This is a genomic window from Nocardioides sp. NPDC006273 (assembly GCF_040613495.1).
Classification (GTDB): Bacteria; Actinomycetota; Actinomycetes; order Propionibacteriales; family Nocardioidaceae; genus Nocardioides.
Window position 1 is genome coordinate 24,615 of sequence record NZ_JBEXSD010000053.1, and the last position, 20,008, is coordinate 44,622.

Here is a 20,008-nt window from a genome sequence, read left to right on the forward strand (position 1 = left end):
ACAAAGTAATCAAGGGCCATCTCACCACTGACCGTTTACTGTGACCTCATGGTGTTCGGGGGACAGCTGCTGGGACGGCTGCGTCGCACCCGCCTCTTTGGAGAGGCGGTCCGCTTCATGATGGTCGGCGGAATCGCGACAGCAGTCGCTTTCGTGCTGTTCAACGGGCTGGTCCACGGCTTCTTCACGGGTGCCGGACCGATGAACGGGCAGCCGATCCCGGCCTACATCATCGCCAACACCGTCGGCATGCTGATCAGCTATGAGCTGAGCCGCCGCTGGACCTTCCGCCACCGCATCTCAGACCATGCTGACGGTGGTTTCACCGCCTACGTCGTCATCAACGCGGTCACCATGCTGCTGCCGATCGGGTGCTTGTACGTCACCCGCAGCGTGCTCGGCTGGGACAGCGCGATCGCCGACAACGTCTCGGCCAACGTGGTCGGGGTGATCCTGGGCCAGATCGCCCGGTTCTTCCTGTTCCGGAAGTTCGTCTTCGGCCGGCCGATCCGCTACACGCAGGTCTACGGCAGCGTCGAGGAGGAGGCCGCCGCGCTCGGCGCCGCAGATGGTGGGAAGTTCCTCGTCACCCAGGAGCGTCGCGAACGAGTCAGCGGTTCCACAGATCCGGCCACGCATGACCGAGCCGGCTGAGCAGATCGCGCAGCAGCGGCAGGCTCAGTCCGACCACGTTGTGATGGTCGCCCTCGATCCGGGTCACGAACGCTCCACCGAGCCCGTCGATCGTGAACGCCCCGGCGACGTGGAGCGGCTCACCCGTCGCGACGTACGCCGCGATCTCCTCGTCGCTCAACTCGGCGAAGTGCACCGTCGTGGCCGCGGTCTGCGACACCTGTCGACCGGTCGCGGTGTCGATCAGCGCATGGCCTGAGACGAGCACGCCGCTGCGGCCCCGCATCTCCTGCCAGCGCTGGGTCGCCTCCTCGGGGTCGCTGGGCTTCCCCAGCGGCTTCCCGTCCAGCTCGAGGACGCTGTCGCAGCCCAGCACGAGCGCTCCGGCAGGGACCTCCGGCCGGCCGGCGACCGCGTCCCTCTTGAGCTCGGCCAGCCCGAGCGCGAGCTCGGTCGGCGGCAGTCCGTCGAGCTTGCTCTCGTCGACTCCGGAGACGATGACGACCGGCTCGATGCCTGCGCTGCGCAGCGTCTGCAGCCGAGCGGGGGACTGGGAGGCGAGGACGAGCTTGGTCATGAGTCAACCCTAGGGCCCCTGGTCCTTTACCCCGCTGCCCGTCCCGACTAGGTTTCGCACATCCAACCCATCTCAATGAGGAGAAATCCGAAGTGACGGATTACCCGCCGCCCCCGCCCCAGCAGCCGTACGGTGCTGGCCCCGTGGGCGAAGTTTCGCTCAGCCAGCCGCTCCGCGGCGCGTCGCCCCGCGACGCCATCGTGCGCTTCTTCAAGAAGTACGCCACCTTCGAGGGCCGCGCCAGCCGGTCCGAGTTCTGGTGGCCGTGGCTGTTCGCCGTGGTCGTCAACATGGCGATCAACGTGATCCTCGGCGCCGACTCGACCGCCGGCTCCATCATCGGCGGCCTCTTCGCGCTCGCCATCCTGGTCCCGCAGCTCGCCGTCGGCGCCCGCCGTCTGCACGACACCGGCCGCTCCGGCTGGTGGCAGCTGCTCTACCTGACCTGCATCGGCATCATCGTGCTGATCGTCTTCTGGGCTCTCCCGGAGAAGGCCGAGGGCGACAAGTACAACGTCGCCTGACCGGCGGCTAACCACGAGCGGCGATCAGTCTCTAGACTGATCGCCGCTCGGCCGAAGTGGTGGAATTGGCAGACACGCAGCACTTAGGATGCTGTGCTCTAGGGCGTGCGGGTTCAAGTCCCGCCTTCGGCACACAGAGTCCGGGTCCGACCCGGGGAGTCCCAGGGACGATCCTGATGGACATCAGGCCCCTGACCCCCAAGGATGGAAGCACAACACCCCATCCATGGAGAGGGATGAACTCATGTCGTTCAAGGACAACGCGTCCAACTGGCGCGATGGCGTCCAGAAGGGCGTCGAAGGCGCCAAGCCCGCTGTTGAGGACGCCAAGGTGAAGTCGGCACCCCACCTTGTCACCGGCGGCGAGAAGACGGTCGTGAAGGCTGGCGAGTTCAAGGCGCAGATCGAGGCCAAGCGGGTCGAGATCGGGTCCGCCCCTGACGCCGACTCGCCGCGCAACCAGGCGCTGTCGGGTCTGCTCCAGGTCGGCGTCGCCGCGACCGACGCCGCCGCCCACGCGGGCGAGTGGCTGAAGGAGACCGGCGCCAAGTGGGGCGCCGGCCCCGTGGTGGTCGAGCCGCCCAAGGAGATCCCGGGGGACGTACCGCCGCCGCCGGACTTCCAGAAGCCCGGCGACCAGCAGTAGGACCGAGCCCTAGGAAGCCAGGCCGAGGTCGCGGCGGAGCTTGGCCACGTGACCGGTCGCCTTGACGTTGTACTGCGCGACCTCGATCTTGCCTTCCTCATCGACGACGAACGTCGAGCGGATCACACCCTCGACGACCTTGCCGTAGAGCTTCTTCTCGCCGTACGTGGCGTACGCCTTGTGCACCGAGAGGTCTTCGTCGGAGGCCAAGGTGATGGTGAGCCCGTCACGCTCGCGGAACTTCGCGAGCTTGGCGGGCTTGTCCTTCGAAACGCCGATGACCTCGTAGCCGGCTGCCTTCAGCGAGTCGATCGAGTCGGTGAAGTCGCAGGCCTGCTTGGTGCAGCCGGGGGTCATCGCGGCGGGGTAGAAGTAGACGATCACCTTGCGACCGCGGAGGCTGCTGAGCGAGACCTCCGCGCCGGTGTCGTCGGGGAGGATGAAGTCGGGGGCCACATCGCCCGGCTCGAGACGTGTCATGTCGACAACCTACCCAAGAGATCGAGCGAACCGCAGCGGTGGAGCACGCAGTGGACGTACGCCGGTTGCTAAGGTCTGCGCATGTCCAAGGACCAGACTTCCTCGCTCGAGTCCGAGATCGAAGAGATCCGTGAGCGACTCGCAGGCACCATCGATGAGCTGATCTACCGGGGCAGCCCGAAGACGATCGTCCAGCGCCAGGTGGCGGCCGTCAAGGCGGTCTACGTCGACCCCGTCTCCGGAGAGCCCAGGATGGGCAACATCGCAAAGACCGTCGGCGGGGTGGTGGGCACCGTCGTGCTCATGGCGGCGCTGCGTAAGATCACCAAGGTCAACTGACCCCCACACCAGCAAGGCAATGACCGACGTGACCGACAAGACCCCCATCAAGATGCTCCACGACCGGGTGCTGGTCGAGGTCGGGGCCGACGCCGGTGAGCGCCGTTCGTCGGGCGGCATCGTCATCCCGGCGACGGCCGCCATGGGGGCGGCCAGGCGGCTCACCTGGTCACGCGTGGTCGCTGTCGGCCCGCACGCCCGTGCCGTCGAGATCGGTGACCGGGTGCTCTTCGACGCCGACGACAAGCCTGAGGTCGAGGTCGCCGGAGAGGTCTACGTGCTGATGCGCGAGCGGGATGTGCACGCTGTTGCGGCGGAGCGGATCGCTGACGAATCTACTGGGTTGTACCTGTAACCCTGCCGAGTCGGCGGATCTGACCCCGTGTCTCGCGAAGCGAAGCGAGCGAGAGGGGTCGGATGCGCCGACTCGGCATTACTTCTTGGGTAGGGCGTTGAAGCGGTGCGCAAAAACGACGATGTTGCTGTCGTAGCTCGAGCCGTTCCAGTCGGTGCAGGTGATGACCACCAGCCGGCCGTCGCCGTGGTCCTGACCGAAGATGCGTCGGGCCTGCTTGGCCAGCTCCTTGCGGCTGAGCACCTCGACGGAGTCGACCTGGTGCTGGAAGGTCCCGTCCTTGGTGACGATGTCGACCTCCTGCCCCTCCTCGATGTGGTCGAGCTTGTTGAGGCTGCCGCCACCTGTGTGCACCGTGTGGCCGGTGACGACCGTCTGGCCCTGCGCCGAGCCGGGCTTGGCGCTGCCGACCCACCAGCCGATCTCGCGCGGGTTGCGCGGGGGATCGAGCACCTCGCCGTCGAGCCGGATCGGGACGACCTTGGCCTTGGTGTTCAGCCCGGGCAGCTCCAGTCGTTTCGGAGCGCCGGGCGGCACCTCGACCGCGGCGCTGCCGCTCGGCCACATCAGGCCGGCCAGCACCATCGCGACGGCGAGCACGACCAACGCGGTCCAGAGTCCGCTCGCCGCCGCGGCAAGCCGCGGCGGCGAGTCATTGGCAGTGTCAGCCACGTCGCAGCATGCGGAGGTACGTCGCCGCACCGGCGCCTGCGGCCGCGAGGAGCAGCAGGGCGACGAGGGCGGTGCGTCCGGCGCTGCCGTCGTCGTAGCTCTCCATCCCGGCCGTCACCACGGTCGGGACCGTGGCCGGCGGGTTGGCTGCCTTGGGCGGCGGGTTGTTGACAACCGTCTTCGGAGCCGGGCTGTTCGGGCCGCAGCTGCTGGTGCCGATGGTCAGGTGCGTCAGCGGGCCACCGACGAACGGCTCGGCCGCGGGCAGGATCTTCGCGTCGAGTGCGGTCACGGTGATCGCGCCCGGCGAGGTGTTTTGGGCGTTGAGGGTGATGTCGAGGAGGTTGTCCTCCAACGGTGCAAGCTGGCCCTCGATCGAGGTCAGCAGGGTGTTGAGCACCTGCTTCTGCAGCTCGACGACGATGGGGTCGATCGGCTGGAGCGCGCCGCCGAGGCCGTTGGCCAGCTGGGTGCGCAGGCCCTTGATGACGACGTCGACCACGCCGGAGAGGTCGGTGACGACCTTCTGGTTCACCGCGGGGTCGACCGGCAGTTCGACGATGGTCTCCCGTTTGCCACCGGGCAGGACCACGTAGGCGGACGAGTTGGCGATCGTGCTGTCGCCGCGCGCGGTGTCGTCGTTGGCGGTGCAGTGACTCTGCACGGCGCCGAGGTCCACGTAGAGACCTGCGCCGTCCAACCCGTCAACCACGGGGGCAAGGAGCTGGTCGAGCGCGCCGGTGATCTCGGTCTGGAACGGCTTCAGCGCGTCCTGGACCTGTTTGTCCATGCCTTGGAACAGGTCGGACTGGATCACCTCCAGGTCGCTGAAGTCGAGGCTGGCCGCGTCGAGCTTGATGTTGTCGCCGCCGCTGAGGCAGTTGCCGGAGCCCGCAGCGACCAGGGTCGCACCGTCACCGGCGACGCCGGAACAGGCCGCCGAGGTGGCGTTGCTCTTGGCGACCGCATCTTGGGCCAACGTGCCCACGTGGATCGCGTCCTGGCCGCCCAGTGCGGTGATGAGTGGCTTGTTGGTGCCCTCTGAGGACTCGGTGGAGCCGTCGTTGGTCACGGCATAGGTGCCTGAGTCCGTCGCCCGGGCGTTGGCGAGCTCGAGGCTCAGCGCGGTCGCGGACGCCTGCGACACCGTGGCGGCGCTCGCAGGTGCGGCCGACAAGGCGACCATGGCGGCTGCGGCCGCTACCGCAGTCCCTCGCGCGATGAGTTTTGTGCGCACGTAAATCCCTCCCTTTGACCTTCGTCACACCCAACGGCCGAGTAGCCCCGTACGTTACGGCCTGGGGTATCCCTTCTGACATGCGGAATCCCGGTGTCTGGGTCAACTGTCGCAGACAGATCCGTCCTTGTCGCCGTCGCGGTACCAGTCGTACTCCGGGTCACGACCCTTCCAGTACGGTCCGTACCCCTCCGAGATCGCCTTGGCGCAGGTGTCGAAGCGAGGGTCGCCGCCGCCCGGTTTCGCGGTCGGTTCGCCGCCCGCCGGCGGGTTCACCTGGGCCAGCCGCACGGTGATCTCGGGATTGTCGCAACCCGCGGCGATGTCCTCGAGCGCAGCCTTCTCCGCCCGGTCCGCCGAGAGGCTCCAGCGGATCTTCACGGCGACCCAGTCCGCGGCGTACGTGCAGTGGTAGGCCGGGGCGTCGGGCATCCAGTCAGCCGGGTCCTGGTCGCCCTTGCTGCGGTTGGTCGCGGCGGTGACGGCGATGAGCGCGCGCGGGTCGCCGAGATCGTTGGCGTACGCCTCCCGCTCCTCGTCGCTCCACGCGTGGGCGCCGGATTCCCAGCTCTCCTTGAGCGCGACCATGTGGTCGATGTCGAGACCGCCGGGGCGCTTGAGCGTGACGCCGTCGTACTCCGAGAACCACTCGCCCTTGGTCACATCGCACCTGCCGCGGGCCTTCTTCGTCGACTCTTCCACGAGCACCTCGTCGCGCGCGTCCTGGCAGTCGCCGTCTGCGTCGACCCAGTGCTTGAACTTCTCCCGCTCGTAGCCGGAGCTGACCTCCTCGGCGACAGGGAGCTTCGCGATGGCTTCAGCCAGCGGAAGGCTGACCTCCTCGCCGCTGCCGGCGCCGTATCCGGCTTGGACGGCGGCGTCGGGCTCGGAGATCTCGGCGCAGCCGGAACAGAGGATTGCGACGGCGAACAGGGTCGCCAACGGGCGCAGCATGAAGTGACTCCAGAGCGAGGGGGAAGGGTGCCCTTGGGGAGCGTCGGGGCGGCTCAACCTTGGCGGATCCCGTGGCGGGTGGCACGCAGGCGCGCCGCCCAGAAACTTCCTGCTTCCAGGAGAAATGGGAATCCCGGGCCGAGGCTCGATGCCTGGCCCGGGACTCCGGGTGCCGCAGGTTCTACGGCGGTCCTACAGGTGCGTACTGATCAGCCTGATCAGGCCTGTGCGCGGCGCAGCAGGAACCACCGGGTGGCGGCGGCAGCGGCGACGAGCAGCGCGAGCGCGCCGGCGGCGAACCCGCCCTTGGCGGCCGGGGACGAGAGCAGGTTCAGCTCGGCGTTGGCCGGGGCGTTGTCGGGCTTCACAGCTAGGCTCGTGTCCGGGTCGGACTTGTCGCCGGAGACGACGAGGTCGACGTTCTTCTTGTCACCGGTGGCCGCGGCCTTCTCCTCGGCGAGGGTGAGGCCGTTGGTGCCGCAGGTGCTGGTGCCGATGGCGACGTTGGCAGCGGTCGGAGCGCCGACCTTCTTCACCGCGTCGAGGACCTTGATGTCCAGGGCAGAGACCTCGAGCGACTTCGCGGTCCCGGCCTGCTTGTTCAGAGTCTGCTTGTTCATGGTGAGCTTGACCAGGTCGGTCTCGAGGCCCTTCAGGAGCACGGCGAGCTGCTCCTTGATGTGCTCGATCAGGTCGACGCGGATGGAGATGTCCAGGCCGGCGAGCCCGTCCCTGGTCTTCAGGCCAGACTGGAGCAGCGTGTCGACGCGACCGAGGACGGCGTCGGTCACCGGGGAGAGGTCGGGGACGACCGTCGTGTTCTTCTTCGGGTTCGCCGGCAGGTCGGCGACCTTGATGTCGCCCTTGCCGGGGACGTTGACGGTGACGGCGGCGTTCTTGAGCTGGGTCTTGCCCTTGAACTTGGTGCCCTGCGCCATGCAGGTGCTCTCCGCGGCGTCGAGGTCAACGCCGACCGCGAGGCCCCCGACCTTGGTGAGCACGCCGGAGACGACGGTCTGGACCAGGTCGTTGACCGGGCCGAGCTTGACGTGGAAGTCCTTGCTCTCGTCGTTGAGCAGGTAGTCGGTGGTCGCGCCGAGCTTGTTGAGGTCGAGCTCGGCGAGGTTCACGGTGACGGCCTTGCCCGGCTTGACGCAGCTCGAGCCGTCGCCGATCGAGACGAGGGTCGCGCCCTTGCCGGCGAGGGCCGAGCAGGCGCCGGAGTACGCGGTGCCGTTCTGAAGGGCAGCGGCCGCGTCCTGGGCGAAGACGCCGACCGAGAGCAGCTGCTGGTCGCCCGCGAGGACCGGCATGGCCGGCTTGTTGGTGCCCGAGTTGACGGTCTTCTTGCCGTTGTAGGTGGCGGTGTAGCGGCCGGTGTCGACCTTGACCTTGTCGGACACGTTGACGGTCAGAGCGACCGACGAGGCCTTGGCCTGAGGCTTCTCCGCCGCAGTCGCCGGGGCCGCGGTCACGGAAAGACCGATCATCGCGGTCGCCGCGACAACGGCGGCTCCGCGGACCGAGAGTGGGGAGCGCAAGTGACTTCTCCAATGGTGTTGATAACTGTCGATGACAGGGCACGACGAGTAGAAGCCAGCATCTGCAGCCCCCCGGTTGCTGTGACTCGCCGTGACGAAGCGGGGAGTCTAGTCACGGCGATTCACCGTCGACCACATGCGTGAGGTCGCACAATCTGCCCGTAACTTCGCTGGTAACACGTCGTGCTGGAGGTCGACCTCGACGAGGAAATGCCCCTGGGTCCATGGCGTGGTCCTCGATATGGATCTGTCGTATGGATCCTGTGCCTGGAATGTTCCACTGGGGCCAGATGTCAAAAATTCGGCCTCAATCATGGTGAGCCACCAGTTAGGCTGACCTAAGTAGAGGCTTGAGGGCTTTCTGACAATGTGTCAGTATCTTTCTCGGAACGCCGTTCACTTGACGCCCCGACCTCACTGGAGCACCTATGTCTGCCCAACTCGTCGACGAGATCTCCAGCGCCCCGCTCTCCGCACTGATGCGTGAGGGCTCCCGAGCCCAGCACACCGCAGCCGAGAGCTCCTCGTTCATGGAGGAGCTGTTGGCCGGGAGGGTCAACGAGCAGGGGTACGCCGACTATCTGCTGCGCCTGCGCAAGGTCTATGCCGCGCTCGAGGCGGTGGGTCGCGACCTGGCCGCCACCGACGCCGTCGCCGCAGCCGTCCACGACGTGGCGCTGGAGCGCCTGGTCGCGATCGATGCCGACCTGGCCGTGTGGGCGCCGGGAGTCGACGACGGCTCCGTGGAGTCGGCGGCCGCCGATGCGTACGTGGCTCGGATCGAGGCGACTCGTAGCTGGGGTGGGCTCTACGCCGCTCACCACTACACGCGCTACCTCGGTGACCTCTCCGGCGGCCAGGCGATCGGCCGGCTGCTCGACCGGTTCTTCGAGCTCGACGGGGAAGGGGTGGCGTTCTACGAGTTCGCCGAGATCCCCAAGCCGAAGCCCTACAAGGACGGCTACCGCGCGCGTCTGGACGCGCTGGATCTCGACCCCGCGGAGAAGATCCGGATCGTCGAGGAGGTCCAGGTCGCCTTCAGTCTCAACCAGGCCCTCTTCGAGGAGCTCGGCGCTCGCCTCGACGTCTATCGCAAGTGAGCTGAGGTCCGCCCCGTGCCCCGTATCGCAGCGGACAACGTCCTCGAGCACCGCAGGCTGGTGCGCGAGCGGATCTTCGCCGCGTTCGCGGAGCTGATGCTCGAAGGCAGCTATGACGCCATCAGCATGTCGAAGCTGGCCGAGCGCGCCGGGATCGGACGCACCGCGATCTACCACCACTTCAAGGACCGCGACGCCGTGATGGTCGCGTTCGCCACCCACGAGACCTCGGAGTACGTCGCGGCCCTGCAGGATCAGCTCGCCGCGAGCGATCAGCCGGCGGAGCGGCTGCGGATCTACGTACGCAGCCATCTCAGCCTCGGCGAGACCCCGCTCCACAAACAGCGTGGTTACATGGGCTTCGGCCCCCAGGTCTACGGCGCGCTCCCCGCGGAGGCCCGCCAGGAGATCCGCGAGCACGTCGTCGCCGTCGAGCAGGTCCTCGCCGAGATCCTCGAGCGGGGCGTCGAGCAGGGCATCTTCGCCATCACCGACGTCGGCGCCACCCTCTCCCTGATCCACGTCGTGCTCGGCGCGCGCCATGTCCCCGCCGAGCGGGTCGAGGAGTTCGTCCTCCGCGCGGTCGGTGGTCTCCTGCGAAGCGAGGAATCCGATCCGCTTCTTTAGCAGTGAGCCTCTCAGGCGCCGATCGCGATGACGGGCTTCTTGGTCGGGTCGAGAAGGACCGCTGGGGATCGGGGCGGAGGCCGGAGGTGAGGTTCGGCATTTGGTGAGCGATCGTCTGATCTGGCGGCGGACGACGAGTCCGGATGCCACTATTGCGCGGTGCTTGACAAGGTGAATTCGGTGCTCGATCGGGTCTGGCCGCGTTGGACTCGTTGGTGGTGGGTCGTGGTGCTGATGATTGCCTGCGTCACGGGGCTAGGCGTGCGCGAACCGTGGCTGTTGCCGCTGGTGGTGCCGCTCTACGTGTTGGTCGTGCTCGTGTGGGGCCGGGCGATCGTTCGAGGGGTCCGGGCGTTCGCGGATGAGTGGCGGAGTCAGCGATGACCGCAGCTCGCACTCGGCCTGAACTCGGGTTGATCGTTAGTTGTCCGCCGCAGCTGCGCCTCAATCAAAGCAACCGCGAGCCAATGACCGTTTACCTGAGCCATGTGCAAGGCCGACCCGATGCCGGGCAGCGCCGAGGCGAGCGGATCAGCACCCCTTGCTAGAAGGTAGGCCGTCACATCAACACGCAACGGATCTCCTGATTGGATGTGCCCGTCGATCTCCACCTCGACCGTGTGTTGGAGAAGGGTCATACCTTCGTCGACCTCCTCGAGGTCAGTACCGTGGTCGAGCAGATCCCGTAACGCCGGTAGGTCCTCGTGCTCGACAGCTAGATGCGCGGGAGTCAACTTCGTCCTCCATCGTGTCCACGGGGCTAGGTGTCGGCGCGGTCGAGGGCAGCGTATCGGCGGCGAGGACACCGACCGGAGCGGGCGGGTCGGGTGTCGAATCGTGCGGACTTGGACTACGAGTCGTGGGAGGAGGCGTGCGGGAACGCGGTTCGTTCGGGTTGGCTGATAGATCAGGGCTGCATGGCTGTCATTCGGCCGTGCGCTCAACGGGCCGTCTTGGGCATATTGGTGTTCATGGTTGTTCGTAGGGGATCGTGGCGCATTCATCCCCGCATTCGTCCTCACCCCGGACTGGTTGAGCGGGGGGCTTCCCGATCCGCGCGGAGCTACGTCGCCGGGCGTGGCTCCATGGGACCAGCGGATGTGCCGATGCTGGTGACCTGACGGTTGACAGGGATCGGCAGCGAATGCCCAACGTTGCCCGCTACCCTCGCCGCGTGCGGCGATGGGTGAGTGGACTGGTCATGTTGGGCGTCGTTGCCGTAGCGCTGGTCGTCTGGCATCAGCGCCAGGCACCCGATTCGTGCCTCAGGACGGTCGACTTCGGCGGCGTCGCCTACGCGGAGGCAACAACAACCGAAGAGGTCGTCAGCGGGAACGAACTCGGGGACGGAACCCTGCGCTGTGGGTCGTACGCACGCACGATCATGCTGAACCGGACCCCCGGCCTCGATCCGGACGTCGCGGTGGCTTCTCCGATCGGCGCCTACGTCCTGTACCTCGCGCCGGGGGTCACCCCGCAGGACCTTCCCGACAAGTTCGGGACAGTGAGACTCGACGACTGAGCCGGGTTTCGGCGATGCTCGAGAGGCTGATTCGAGGACCCGAAAAACGCAGGCGAGGAGGACGGCAACCCCGACCAGCAAGCGAGCTAATCGGGACTTTGTGTGCCCAATTGTGTGCGCCGGTTAGATAGCAAAGAACCGGCCCTCGCCTGAAAGTCCAGGTGAGGGCCGATTTCGATGTACGCCATGTAGGACTTGAACCTACAACCCGCTGATTAAGAGTCAGCTGCTCTACCAATTGAGCTAATGGCGCACGTCCCGCGAGCTGCTTGCGCGCTCGGCGACGAGAAGAACACTAGCAGCGGGCTCGGATGCGCCCCAAATCGAGGGTGCGCCGGATCAGCGGTGTGGTCAGCGGAGCTCGAGAACCGCCTGGGCGGCGTTGTGGCCGCCGAGGCCGGAGACGGCGCCGCCGCGTACGGCACCCGAGCCGCACACGAGGACGGTGCCGAGGTCGGTGGCGACGCCCCAGCGGGCGGCGGGGGTGGTCAGGTCGGCGTCATCGGGGGCCCAGGGCCAGGCGAGGTCGCCGTGGAAGATGTGGCCGCCGGGCATGGCCAGGTCGGCCTCGATCTCCTGGGGGATCTTGGCCTCGATGCACGGCTTGCCGTCCTCGGTCCGCGCGACGACGGAGGCGATCGGGTCGAGGAGGTGGCGGTCCAGGGAGGCGATGGCGCGCTCGACCGCCTGGGCCTTGCGCTTCTCACGCGTGGCCGGATCCTCGAAGAGGGTGGCCGGGGCGTGCAGGCCGAAGTAGGTGAGGGTCTGGGTGTCGGGCGGCACGTCGCCGAGAATGGACGGGTCGGTCAGCGAGTGGCAGTAGACCTCGCCCGGCATCTCGGTCGGCACCGACCCGGCGGCGGCCTCGGCGTACGCCTTCTCGAGCTCCGAGTAGGACTCGCCGAGGTGGAGGGTGCCGGCGAAGGCGACCTTCGAGTCCTCGCCGGAGCGCAGCCGGGGGAGGCGCTCGAGGAGCATGTTGATCTTGAGCTGGGCACCCACTGGCTTGGTCGTGGGAGAGGGGGTGCGGCCGAGGAGGCCGTCGAGGACGTACGGGGCCAGGCCGGAGAGCACGAAGTCGGCGGCTACCGTGTGAGAGCCGGAGGCGTCGGTCCAGGTGACCTCCGCGCTCTCGCCGACCGCACCGCCGCGGATCGAGGTGACGGTCGCGCCTGTGAGGACCTCCGCCCCACCTGCGTACGCCGCCTTGGCGATCGCCCCGGTGACCGCGCCCATGCCGCCGACCGGGACCCGCCACTCGCCGGTCCCGTTGCCGATCAGGTGGTAGAGGAAGCAGCGGTTCTGGATCAGGCTGGGCTCGCCGAGCCCGGCGAAGGTGCCGATCAGGGCGTCGGTGGCGACCACGCCGCGGACCAGGTCGTCGCTGAACCGGCGCTCGATGGCCTCACCCAGAGGACGCTCGACGAGGTCGCGCCAGATCGGCGCACCCACCTGCGACCTGATCGCATCTCCCGTGGGCAGCGGCGAGGTCAGGGTGGGCGCGACGACCTGGGCGAGCTCGCCCACCTCGTCGTAGAACGACTGCCACGCGGCGTACTCCTCGTCCGACCCGGTCGCCGCGCGGAAGCTCGCGGCGGTGGCTTCGCCCTCGGGCGTCTCCACGAGCAGGCCGGTGGCCCGCGAGCCGTCGAGGAAGGGCGAGTACGACGCGGTCTGCCGTGACGCGAACTCGATGTCGAGGCCGAGATCCTGATGGATCTGCTCGGGGAGCAGCGAGACCAGATAGGAATAGCGCGAGAGCCGGGTCGGGAAGCCCTCGAACGCCTGCGCTGAGATCGCCGCGCCACCGACGTGGTCGAGCCGCTCCAGCACCAGGACCGAGAGGCCCGCCCGGCTCAGGTAGGCCGCGGCGGTGAGGCCGTTGTGTCCGCCGCCGGCTACTACTACGTCGTACTTCTCGTGGGCCATGGCCCCGATCCTAGGGTCTGGCGGAAATTCTTGGCCGGACCCTTAAGAGGCGGACAAGGCGGCGTTGGCGCGTTCGGTGAGGGTGGCCAGGACGCGGGCGGTCACGACCATGTCCTCGGCCGGGATGTCGGCGAAGAACGTCCTGGTCAGCGGCTGGACGCGCTCGGTGATCTGCTGCTGGAGACGGTCCCCCTCCTCGGTCAGGGTGAGTCCGTCGGCGATCAGGCCGCGGGCGATCGCGGCATCGAGGTGTGACTCGACCTCGGCCGCTGAGATCTTGATGTTGTCGGCCGTCGACGCGACCAGATCGGCACGTGAGGCGTCGCCCTGACGCAGGTAGTTGAGCAGGAGCGACTGCTCGAAGGTCAGATCGAAGTCGTCGAGCACGTCGAGAAGGTTCTTGCGGATGGCGAAGTAGGCGACGCCCAGGTTGGCGCCGGTGAGAGGGGGAGTGGCAGCGGTCATGGTCGGTCTCCAGGTGTGGGGTCGGTGTCGACGGGTGCGGCGAGCATCGCTTCGAGCGCTGCTTGCGTCTCGGTGGCGCGACTGCTGTTGCGGCCGCCGAGCGGTGCGGTGAGCTGGTCGAGCAGCCGGCTGGTCACCGCGATGGCCTCGCGGGTGACCTCGGTGCCCTCGGTGGTGATGGCGAGGCGTACGGCCCGGGTGTCCTTGGTGTCGCGGACGCGCTCGACCCAGCCCTTCGTCTCGAGCTGGCGGGCGAGCTTGGAGACGTACATCGGCTCGAGTCCGGTGATGTCGGCCAACTGCTTCTGGGTCGGGGCCTCCGAGGCACGGAGACCGTGGAGGGAGGCGATGAGGGAGTACTGAGCGTGGGTGAGGCCAAGGGGCGCGAGGGCCCTGTCCATCGACACCCGCAGACGCATGGCCAGGCGCCACGCGACGTATCCGATCGTGTGCTTGCTCATGGTCGAAACCATACATGTTGATCATAACCATGTATATCAATTATCGCTGTCGGTGGTCCCTGGCAGGATCAGGCGCATGGCTGAGCGTCCGGAGGTCCCCCGAGCGATGGTGGCGCGGTTGAGGGAGATCCTCACCGCGTTCCCGAAGTGCATCGAGGAGGACGCCTGGGTGGGAGTGCGCTGGCAGGTCGGCAAGGCGACGGTCGCGCACGTCTTCGGCGGTGAGGACCAGCTCTTCCGGATCATGTTCCGTGGTGAGCCCGACGAGGTGGTGGCCTTCGAGCACCTGGGTCATCCGTATTTCAAGGCCGGCTGGGGCGGCAACGTCGTCGGGATGATCCTCGACGACGAGACCGACTGGGCCGAGGTCGCCGAGCTCCTCACCGACTCCTACTGCATCCAGGCCCCGGCGAAGCTGGCTGATCTCGTCGAGCGTCCGACCGTCGGCTCGGAGTAGGCCTTGCGCGCGCTCGCCGGAAGAGTTGAATCGAGATTAGGACCTTGGGCTCTGGGCCGGCCGCTCGCGCTCCGGCATGTTGCCATGGTAAATCAGGGGGAACAATTTCCTATCCATGGCAACAAATTTCATAAGGAGTGCGTGTGCGACGCTTGGCCATGCTGGTCCTCGGGGGAGCCGTCGCGGCGGCCGGGGTCGGCTGCGGTTCGGACAGTTCCATCGACTACGGGTTCTACAGCAACAATCACGGTGAGAACCCCGCGATGGAGAAGAAGGTGATCACCGTCGACAGCACCGAGAGAATCGAGGAGAACCAGCAGCTCGGGTTGACGGCTGAGGGAACGATCAAGGGCAAGGCGCCGGGAATCCTGCTGCGGGTGATCGTGCAGGACGTCTTCGAGACGTCGTTCACCGACGGCACCACGGCCCCGGCGGGAATGCGCGTGATGGCCGTCGAGGTCCAGATCGCCAACGAGGGGCCGCGGGTCTTCGACGACTCGCCGGCCGCGGGTACGACGGTCATCGATGCCGCGGGCAAGAAGTACAAGAGCCTGCCCGGCACTGCGTCGGTGGACGGCGGCGAGGTGTTCCCGAAGCCGTTCGGGCTGCAGCCGCAGGATCAGCGAACGGCCCTGGTGCCGTTCGTCGTCCCCGAAGGGGTGAACATCAAAGAGGTCGAGTTCCAGGTCGACAAGGGCGGCGAGACCGGTCTGTGGCGGGTCCCGTAGGCCAGAGACCCTGAATCTGGGTCGAATACCAACCTCCAGGCAACCTTCTGGCGGCATCACGCGTCACCATCTGTGCGGTGATGAGACGATGAGTGCGTCTCGGGCGTAATGCTGCGCATTCAACAGGAGGTGTGGTGCGGGTCCGGGTCCTTGGTGCCGTCGAGCTGATCGATGACGACGGCACCGCGCAGAGGCTGTCGCGCACGCGGCGTACGCTGCTTGCGCTTCTGGCCGCCGCGCGTGGAGCACCGGTCTCCTCCGACCTGCTGGTCGATGAGCTGTGGAGAGGTTCGCCCCCGGCGACGGGGGTGAACCTTCTCCACCAGCGTGTCCGTGATCTGCGTCGGGCGCTCGGCGAGGATCGCCGCCGGCTGCAGCGCCGGGCGAACGGCTACGCGCTGGCCGGAGCGGACATCGACCAGGCCCGCTTCGAGGACCTGGTCGAGCAGGGCCGTGTCTCCGCAGAGGCCGGGGACCACGAGCGGGCCAGCATGCTCTTCGATGACGCCCTGGGACTCTGGGCCGGGGGAGCGTACGGAGCGGTCGGCGAGTCGCCGATGATCGCGACCGAGGCCGCCCGGCTCGAGGAGCTGCGCCTGGTCGCCGTCGAGTCCAGGGCCGCCGCCGACCTGGCGCTCGGTCGGCAGGCCGCGGTGGTGGGTGACCTGGGTCCATTCGTCCGGGCCAATCCGCTCCGGGAGCGCCTGTGGCTGCTGCTGATGACGGCGCTGTGGCAGTCGGGCCGCACGGCCGAGGCCCTGTCCGCCTACCAGTGGCTCTTCCGGGTCCTCCGGGACGAGCTCGGGGTCGAGCCGTCCAAGGACGTACGCGACCTGCACCTGCGGATCCTCGACGGAGACGATCCCGAGCCCGAGCCGGCACGGATCCACGAGGAGGTCGTCCCGCGGCAGCTGCCGCCGGTCGTCGCGACCTTCGCTGGGCGCGAGGACCATCTGACCGCGCTGGACCAGCTGGTCGCGGAGCGGATCGACGCGGGCGGACGCGCCGTGGTGATCTCTGCGATCGCGGGCACGGCGGGGATCGGCAAGACCACGTTGGCGCTGTACTGGGCGCACCGGGCCGCTCCGCGCTTCCCGGACGGACAGGTGTTCGTGAACCTGCGCGGCTTCGACCCGCACGACGCGCTGGACCCCTTGGACGCGCTCGGGGTGGTGCTCGAGGCGTTCGGTGTGGAGCGGTCCCGCCAGCCCCAGGGCGTCGACGGCCGCGCCGGGCTGCTGCGTAGCAGGCTGGCCGGCAAGCGCGTGCTGCTGGTGCTCGACAACGCCCGTGACAGCGAGCAGGTCCGCTCGCTCATCCCCGGCAGTCAAGGGTGTATGACCCTGGTGACCAGCCGGAACAGGCTCTCCGGGCTGGTCGCCGAGGCCGGCGCGCGTCCGATCGAGCTGGGCCTGCTCGATCACGAGGAGGCCTATGAGCTGCTGGCCGGGAGGCTCGGCAAGGAGCGGCTCCTGGCCGAGTCGGAGGCCGTGGACCGGATCATCTCGCTGTGCGCCTCGTTGCCGCTGGCGCTGTCCGTCGTGGCCGCGCGGGCGGCGACTCGCCCGGCCTACGCTCTCGCCGACCTGGCCGACGAGCTCGGTGAGTCTCGACTGGACGGGTTCGGCGGCGGCCACGGTGACCTCCGGGCGACCTTCTCGTGGTCGGTCCGGCACCTGTCCGAGCCGGCTGCCCGCCTGTTCCGGCTGATCGGCCTGCATCCCGGGCCGACGCTCACCGTCCTGGCCGCCGCCAGCCTGGCCGGGATCTCCCGAGCGCCGGCTCGGCGCCTGCTTGACGAGCTCGCCGAGGCCAACCTGGTGATCGAGGTCACTCCCGGCCGGTTCGTGCTGCACGACCTGCTTCGGGAGTACGCCGCCGACCTCGCCGCGGGCGAGCCGGACTCCCTGCGTGAGGAGGCCGAGCTCCGGATGATCGACCACTATGTGTTCAGCGCTCGGTCCGTGCACAGCGCCTATGATCCTCATCAGAACCATCTCGTCGCCGCCGAGCCGATGCATGCCGGGGTCACGATCGAGGTCGTCGGCGACAGCGGCGAGGCGCTGGCATGGATCACCACGCAGCTGCCCGTGCTGGCGCGCGTGATCGACGGCGCCGTCGCCCGAGGCATCGCCTCCGACCGGATCGTCTTGCTCATCGGTGCCCTCGAGCGTCTGCTCGACCTCCAGGGGCGCTGGATCGAGCTCGCCTCGCTGGCCGAGGCCGCGCTCCCAGGTGTGCGCCACAGCGTCTCGCAGGGCGGCGACCCGGCCGGACTCGGCGTCGTGCACCGCGCCGCGGGCGCGGCCTGCGGGCGCTTGGGGCGCGTCGCCGACGCCCTCGACCACCTCGGTCGGGCCCTCGATCTGGCGACGGGGTCCACCGACCTGGCGGCAGAGGGCAAGACCCTGCACCGGCTGGCCACCGTGGCCACGGCTTCCGGCGATCATGCTGGGGCTGCGGCGTACGCGGCTCGGGCGGCGGAGGTCTTCGCTCGCGCCGGCGATCCGATCCGGGCGGCCTGGACCACCGGCAGGCTGGGTCTCTACGAAGCCCTCGACGGCGCGTACGAGGCCGGGCTCAGCCACTGCGAGACCGCTCTCGCGGAGCTGCGCCGGGTCGCGCCTGGCTATCGCAGCGAGGGCAACGTCATCGCGACCATCGGTTGGATCCACCAGCGGCTCGGCGCGGTCGACGAGGCGGCCGGGCACTTCGAGGAGGCGGTCACCAAGCTGCGTGCCGCCGGTGACCTGCCCGGGCTCGCCGACGCGCTCGGCCACCTGGCCGAGACCCGTGCCGCGCTGGGCAAGCACGAGGATGCCCGCTGCGCGAGGGAAGAGAGCTTCTCGATCCTCGCGCAGCTGGGCTGAGCGTGCCTCGAGCTAGGCCGTGGGCAGCTTGTAGTCGGCGTACTCCTCGCGCAGCGTCTTCTTGGAGAACTTGCCGACCGAGGTCTTGGGCACCTCGTCGATGAAGACCACGTCGTCCGGCACCTGCCACTTGCCGAGGTTCTCGGCGAGGTAGCCGAGCAGCTCCTCCTTGGTGATCGACTCGCCGTCCTTGACCACCGCGAACGCCAGCGGCCGCTCACCCCACTTGGGGTGCGGCACCGCGACGACCGCGGCCTCGGCGACGCTCGGGTGACCCATGATCAGGTTTTCGATCGCGACGGTCGAGATCCACTCGCCACCCGACTTCACCAGGTCCTTGGTGCGGTCGACGATGCGTACGTAGCCGAGCGGGTCGATCGCGGCGATGTCACCGGTGCGCAGCCAGCCGTCAGGGGAGAAGGAGCTCGGCGCGTCGACCTTGTAGTAGCCCGACGCGATCCACGGGCCACGGCACTCGAGCTCGCCGGTCGTCTCGCCGTCCCAGGGGAGCTCGTCGGTGGTCCCGGGCTCCACGATGCGGAGCTCGACGCCGACGGCCGGGATGCCCGGCGACGTACGGTAGTCCGCCTTCTCCTCCTCGGACAGGTCGGCGATCTCGGCCCGCTCGTTGAAGACGCTGCCGAGCGGCGACATCTCGGTCATTCCCCACGCCTGGGTGATCGGCAGGCCGATCGCCTCGCGCCAGGCTTCCGAGAGCGACTTCGGCACCGCGGACCCGCCGCAGACGACCACGCGCAGCGAGGAGAGGTCGGCATCCTTCAGGAGCGGGACCATGCCCATCCAGATCGTGGGTACGCCAGCGGCGACCGTCACCTTCTCGGCCTCGAGGAGCTTGATGATCCCGGCGGGCGAGAGGTCGGGCCCGGGCAGAATCAGGTTGGCGCCGGCCAGCAGCGAGGAGTGGGCGAAGCCCCAGCCGTTGGCGTGGAAGAACGGTACGACCGGCAGCACGCGGTCACGGTCGTTGGTGCCGAAGAGGCTGCCGGCCAGGGAGGCCAGGGCGTGCAGGTACTGGGAGCGGTGGGAGTAGACGACACCCTTCGGGTTGCCGGTGGTGCCGGAGGTGTAGCAGATCCCGGCGGCGGCGCGCTCGTCGGTCACCCGGCCCTCGATCACCGCCTCGTCGGTGTCGGCCATCAGCTCCTCGTAGGAGACGACCCGCGGGTCGTCGGGGAACGGCGTCGGCGCGCCGTCGTCCATCACGATCACGTGCTTGAGCGTGGTCAGCTGGGGGAGGAGCGGGGCCAGCAGCCCGAGCAGCGACCGGTCCACGAAGACAGCCTCGTCCTCTGCGTGGTTGAACGTGTAGACGAGCTGCTCGGGGAAGTAGCGGATGTTGCCGGTGTGCAGCACCCGGCCGGTGCACGGGACGGAGTAGTAGAGCGCCAGGTGGCGCAGGGTGTTCCACGCGAAGCTCGCCACCCGGCCGCCCTCGGAGACGCCCAGCCGGTCGAGCACTCCGGCCTGCTTGCGTACCTCCACGGCGAGGTCCTTGAACGTGTTGCGCTCCAGACCTGTGGCGGTCTTGGTGACGATCTCCCGCGTCGGGAAGACGCGCTCGGCGCGCCGGATGATCGTCTCGATGGTCAGCGGTGCGTCCTGGATCAGTCCTTGCATGTTGCACATCGTGACCCAACGTGGCGCGGGTCACAACGAGTTCGGCTCAACTTCTTGTTCGGTGGGCTGGTTCCCTGCTGGTCGAGCCGCTGGAGCCGCTAGGCGGAGGCGTGTCGAGACCAACACGGTTCTCGTCGGGGAAACCTCGCTAAGCGACGGTTTCTTCGTTTCAGGGTTCGCCGCCGACCCTTCCTCGAGTGTTTCTCGATCAGCCGCCGCCTCAAGGACGCCCTTCGGGCGCCGGCTTCGCCGG

23 protein-coding genes and 2 tRNA genes are annotated in these 20,008 nt (G+C 68.2%); 13 read left to right on the forward strand and 12 right to left on the reverse strand.

Annotation, left to right across the window (positions count from 1 at the left end):
- Positions 1-48: 48 nt before the first annotated feature.
- Positions 49-654 carry a GtrA family protein gene (locus ABZZ22_RS20600; RefSeq protein ID WP_354935096.1) on the forward strand — a complete coding sequence of 202 codons (606 nt, stop codon included), beginning with the start codon at positions 49-51 and terminating at the stop codon, positions 652-654.
- On the opposite strand, the gene ABZZ22_RS20605 is transcribed toward ABZZ22_RS20600, so the two are convergent.
- Positions 611-1,210 (reverse strand): nucleoside triphosphate pyrophosphatase, encoded by a 600-nt coding sequence (locus tag ABZZ22_RS20605; protein ID WP_354935099.1) that lies wholly within the window; start codon positions 1,208-1,210, stop codon positions 611-613. The two genes, ABZZ22_RS20600 and ABZZ22_RS20605, sit on opposite strands and share 44 nt — an antisense overlap.
- Positions 1,211-1,353: 143 nt before the next feature.
- Between ABZZ22_RS20605 and ABZZ22_RS20610 the strand changes: the two genes are divergently transcribed.
- From ABZZ22_RS20610 to ABZZ22_RS20620, 3 genes are all read left to right on the forward strand, one after another.
- Entirely contained in the window at positions 1,354-1,734 is a 381-nt protein-coding gene (locus tag ABZZ22_RS20610; protein ID WP_354935102.1) for a DUF805 domain-containing protein, read from the forward strand.
- A gap of 50 nt (positions 1,735-1,784) precedes the next feature.
- Positions 1,785-1,866, forward strand: a tRNA-Leu gene (locus ABZZ22_RS20615).
- 112 nt (positions 1,867-1,978) lie between these two features.
- Positions 1,979-2,380: a hypothetical protein gene (locus ABZZ22_RS20620; RefSeq protein WP_354935105.1), complete on the forward strand. Its 402-nt coding sequence runs from the start codon at positions 1,979-1,981 to the stop codon at positions 2,378-2,380.
- Between the two features lie 9 nt (positions 2,381-2,389).
- Here the strand turns inward: ABZZ22_RS20620 and bcp are convergent, their stop codons facing one another.
- Complete coding sequence (bcp, locus tag ABZZ22_RS20625; protein ID WP_354935108.1) at positions 2,390-2,860, reverse strand: thioredoxin-dependent thiol peroxidase; 471 nt, start codon at positions 2,858-2,860, stop codon at positions 2,390-2,392.
- An 81-nt stretch (positions 2,861-2,941) separates the two neighbouring features.
- Here bcp and ABZZ22_RS20630 point away from each other — a divergent pair, with 81 nt between their 5' ends.
- Positions 2,942-3,199 (forward strand): DUF3618 domain-containing protein, encoded by a 258-nt coding sequence (locus tag ABZZ22_RS20630; RefSeq protein WP_354935111.1) that lies wholly within the window; start codon positions 2,942-2,944, stop codon positions 3,197-3,199.
- Positions 3,200-3,218: 19 nt separating this feature from the next.
- Positions 3,219-3,554 (forward strand): co-chaperone GroES, encoded by a 336-nt coding sequence (locus ABZZ22_RS20635; RefSeq protein WP_183541411.1) that lies wholly within the window; start codon positions 3,219-3,221, stop codon positions 3,552-3,554.
- Positions 3,555-3,632: 78 nt separating this feature from the next.
- Here the strand turns inward: ABZZ22_RS20635 and ABZZ22_RS20640 are convergent, their stop codons facing one another.
- From ABZZ22_RS20640 to ABZZ22_RS20655, 4 genes are all read right to left on the reverse strand, one after another.
- Positions 3,633-4,226, reverse strand: coding sequence for a class F sortase (locus ABZZ22_RS20640; RefSeq protein WP_354935113.1), 594 nt, complete (start codon positions 4,224-4,226; stop codon positions 3,633-3,635).
- Positions 4,219-5,463: a hypothetical protein gene (locus tag ABZZ22_RS20645; RefSeq protein ID WP_354935115.1), complete on the reverse strand. Its 1,245-nt coding sequence runs from the start codon at positions 5,461-5,463 to the stop codon at positions 4,219-4,221. Before ABZZ22_RS20645 ends, ABZZ22_RS20640 begins: the two co-directional genes overlap by 8 nt.
- Before the next feature lie 102 nt (positions 5,464-5,565).
- Positions 5,566-6,417, reverse strand: coding sequence for a DUF1524 domain-containing protein (locus ABZZ22_RS20650; protein ID WP_354935118.1), 852 nt, complete (start codon positions 6,415-6,417; stop codon positions 5,566-5,568).
- Between the two features lie 218 nt (positions 6,418-6,635).
- On the reverse strand, positions 6,636-7,958 hold the full coding sequence (locus ABZZ22_RS20655) for a hypothetical protein (RefSeq protein ID WP_354935121.1): 1,323 nt from the start codon (positions 7,956-7,958) through the stop codon (positions 6,636-6,638).
- A gap of 428 nt (positions 7,959-8,386) precedes the next feature.
- Between ABZZ22_RS20655 and ABZZ22_RS20660 the strand changes: the two genes are divergently transcribed.
- From ABZZ22_RS20660 to ABZZ22_RS20670, 3 genes are all read left to right on the forward strand, one after another.
- Positions 8,387-9,058 (forward strand): biliverdin-producing heme oxygenase, encoded by a 672-nt coding sequence (locus ABZZ22_RS20660; protein ID WP_354935124.1) that lies wholly within the window; start codon positions 8,387-8,389, stop codon positions 9,056-9,058.
- A 15-nt stretch (positions 9,059-9,073) separates the two neighbouring features.
- Positions 9,074-9,685, forward strand: a complete 612-nt coding sequence (locus ABZZ22_RS20665; RefSeq protein ID WP_354935127.1) for a TetR/AcrR family transcriptional regulator — start codon at positions 9,074-9,076, stop codon at positions 9,683-9,685.
- A gap of 159 nt (positions 9,686-9,844) precedes the next feature.
- Entirely contained in the window at positions 9,845-10,069 is a 225-nt protein-coding gene (locus ABZZ22_RS20670) for a hypothetical protein (RefSeq protein ID WP_354935130.1), read from the forward strand.
- On the opposite strand, the gene ABZZ22_RS20675 is transcribed toward ABZZ22_RS20670, so the two are convergent.
- Positions 10,060-10,419 carry an ankyrin repeat domain-containing protein gene (locus tag ABZZ22_RS20675; protein WP_354935133.1) on the reverse strand — a complete coding sequence of 120 codons (360 nt, stop codon included), beginning with the start codon at positions 10,417-10,419 and terminating at the stop codon, positions 10,060-10,062. The genes ABZZ22_RS20670 and ABZZ22_RS20675 overlap by 10 nt on opposite strands.
- A 410-nt stretch (positions 10,420-10,829) precedes the next feature.
- Here ABZZ22_RS20675 and ABZZ22_RS20680 point away from each other — a divergent pair, with 410 nt between their 5' ends.
- Positions 10,830-11,207 (forward strand): hypothetical protein, encoded by a 378-nt coding sequence (locus ABZZ22_RS20680; protein ID WP_354935136.1) that lies wholly within the window; start codon positions 10,830-10,832, stop codon positions 11,205-11,207.
- A 180-nt stretch (positions 11,208-11,387) separates the two neighbouring features.
- On the opposite strand, the gene ABZZ22_RS20685 is transcribed toward ABZZ22_RS20680, so the two are convergent.
- The 4 genes from ABZZ22_RS20685 to ABZZ22_RS20700 all read right to left on the reverse strand — a co-directional run bounded on the left by ABZZ22_RS20685 (position 11,388) and on the right by ABZZ22_RS20700 (position 14,062).
- Positions 11,388-11,460, reverse strand: a tRNA-Lys gene (locus tag ABZZ22_RS20685).
- A gap of 98 nt (positions 11,461-11,558) precedes the next feature.
- Entirely contained in the window at positions 11,559-13,136 is a 1,578-nt protein-coding gene (locus tag ABZZ22_RS20690; protein WP_354935139.1) for an NAD(P)/FAD-dependent oxidoreductase, read from the reverse strand.
- 42 nt (positions 13,137-13,178) lie between these two features.
- Entirely contained in the window at positions 13,179-13,601 is a 423-nt protein-coding gene (locus tag ABZZ22_RS20695; RefSeq protein ID WP_354935142.1) for a hypothetical protein, read from the reverse strand.
- Positions 13,598-14,062, reverse strand: a complete 465-nt coding sequence (locus ABZZ22_RS20700; RefSeq protein ID WP_354935145.1) for a MarR family transcriptional regulator — start codon at positions 14,060-14,062, stop codon at positions 13,598-13,600. Before ABZZ22_RS20700 ends, ABZZ22_RS20695 begins: the two co-directional genes overlap by 4 nt.
- 76 nt (positions 14,063-14,138) lie before the next feature.
- Between ABZZ22_RS20700 and ABZZ22_RS20705 the strand changes: the two genes are divergently transcribed.
- From ABZZ22_RS20705 to ABZZ22_RS20715, 3 genes are all read left to right on the forward strand, one after another.
- Positions 14,139-14,519 (forward strand): MmcQ/YjbR family DNA-binding protein, encoded by a 381-nt coding sequence (locus ABZZ22_RS20705; protein WP_354935148.1) that lies wholly within the window; start codon positions 14,139-14,141, stop codon positions 14,517-14,519.
- 143 nt (positions 14,520-14,662) lie between these two features.
- Positions 14,663-15,247, forward strand: a complete 585-nt coding sequence (locus ABZZ22_RS20710) for a hypothetical protein (protein ID WP_354935151.1) — start codon at positions 14,663-14,665, stop codon at positions 15,245-15,247.
- A gap of 134 nt (positions 15,248-15,381) precedes the next feature.
- On the forward strand, positions 15,382-18,117 hold the full coding sequence (locus tag ABZZ22_RS20715; RefSeq protein WP_354935154.1) for a BTAD domain-containing putative transcriptional regulator: 2,736 nt from the start codon (positions 15,382-15,384) through the stop codon (positions 18,115-18,117).
- Between the two features lie 12 nt (positions 18,118-18,129).
- Here the strand turns inward: ABZZ22_RS20715 and ABZZ22_RS20720 are convergent, their stop codons facing one another.
- Positions 18,130-19,755, reverse strand: coding sequence for a long-chain fatty acid--CoA ligase (locus ABZZ22_RS20720; RefSeq protein ID WP_354935157.1), 1,626 nt, complete (start codon positions 19,753-19,755; stop codon positions 18,130-18,132).
- Between the last annotated feature and the right edge of the window lie 253 nt (positions 19,756-20,008).

Coding starts and splice junctions, on each gene's coding strand:
- ABZZ22_RS20600 (WP_354935096.1), top strand. CDS start 49: ATGGTGTTCGGGGGACAGCTGCTGGGACGGCTGCGTCGCACCCGCCTC.
- ABZZ22_RS20605 (WP_354935099.1), bottom strand. CDS start 1,210: ATGACCAAGCTCGTCCTCGCCTCCCAGTCCCCCGCTCGGCTGCAGACG.
- ABZZ22_RS20620 (WP_354935105.1), top strand. CDS start 1,979: ATGTCGTTCAAGGACAACGCGTCCAACTGGCGCGATGGCGTCCAGAAG.
- bcp (WP_354935108.1), bottom strand. CDS start 2,860: ATGACACGTCTCGAGCCGGGCGATGTGGCCCCCGACTTCATCCTCCCC.
- ABZZ22_RS20630 (WP_354935111.1), top strand. CDS start 2,942: ATGTCCAAGGACCAGACTTCCTCGCTCGAGTCCGAGATCGAAGAGATC.
- ABZZ22_RS20635 (WP_183541411.1), top strand. CDS start 3,219: ATGACCGACGTGACCGACAAGACCCCCATCAAGATGCTCCACGACCGG.
- ABZZ22_RS20650 (WP_354935118.1), bottom strand. CDS start 6,417: ATGCTGCGCCCGTTGGCGACCCTGTTCGCCGTCGCAATCCTCTGTTCC.
- ABZZ22_RS20660 (WP_354935124.1), top strand. CDS start 8,387: ATGTCTGCCCAACTCGTCGACGAGATCTCCAGCGCCCCGCTCTCCGCA.
- ABZZ22_RS20680 (WP_354935136.1), top strand. CDS start 10,830: ATGCCCAACGTTGCCCGCTACCCTCGCCGCGTGCGGCGATGGGTGAGT.
- ABZZ22_RS20690 (WP_354935139.1), bottom strand. CDS start 13,136: ATGGCCCACGAGAAGTACGACGTAGTAGTAGCCGGCGGCGGACACAAC.
- ABZZ22_RS20695 (WP_354935142.1), bottom strand. CDS start 13,601: ATGACCGCTGCCACTCCCCCTCTCACCGGCGCCAACCTGGGCGTCGCC.
- ABZZ22_RS20700 (WP_354935145.1), bottom strand. CDS start 14,062: ATGAGCAAGCACACGATCGGATACGTCGCGTGGCGCCTGGCCATGCGT.
- ABZZ22_RS20705 (WP_354935148.1), top strand. CDS start 14,139: ATGGCTGAGCGTCCGGAGGTCCCCCGAGCGATGGTGGCGCGGTTGAGG.
- ABZZ22_RS20720 (WP_354935157.1), bottom strand. CDS start 19,755: ATGCAAGGACTGATCCAGGACGCACCGCTGACCATCGAGACGATCATC.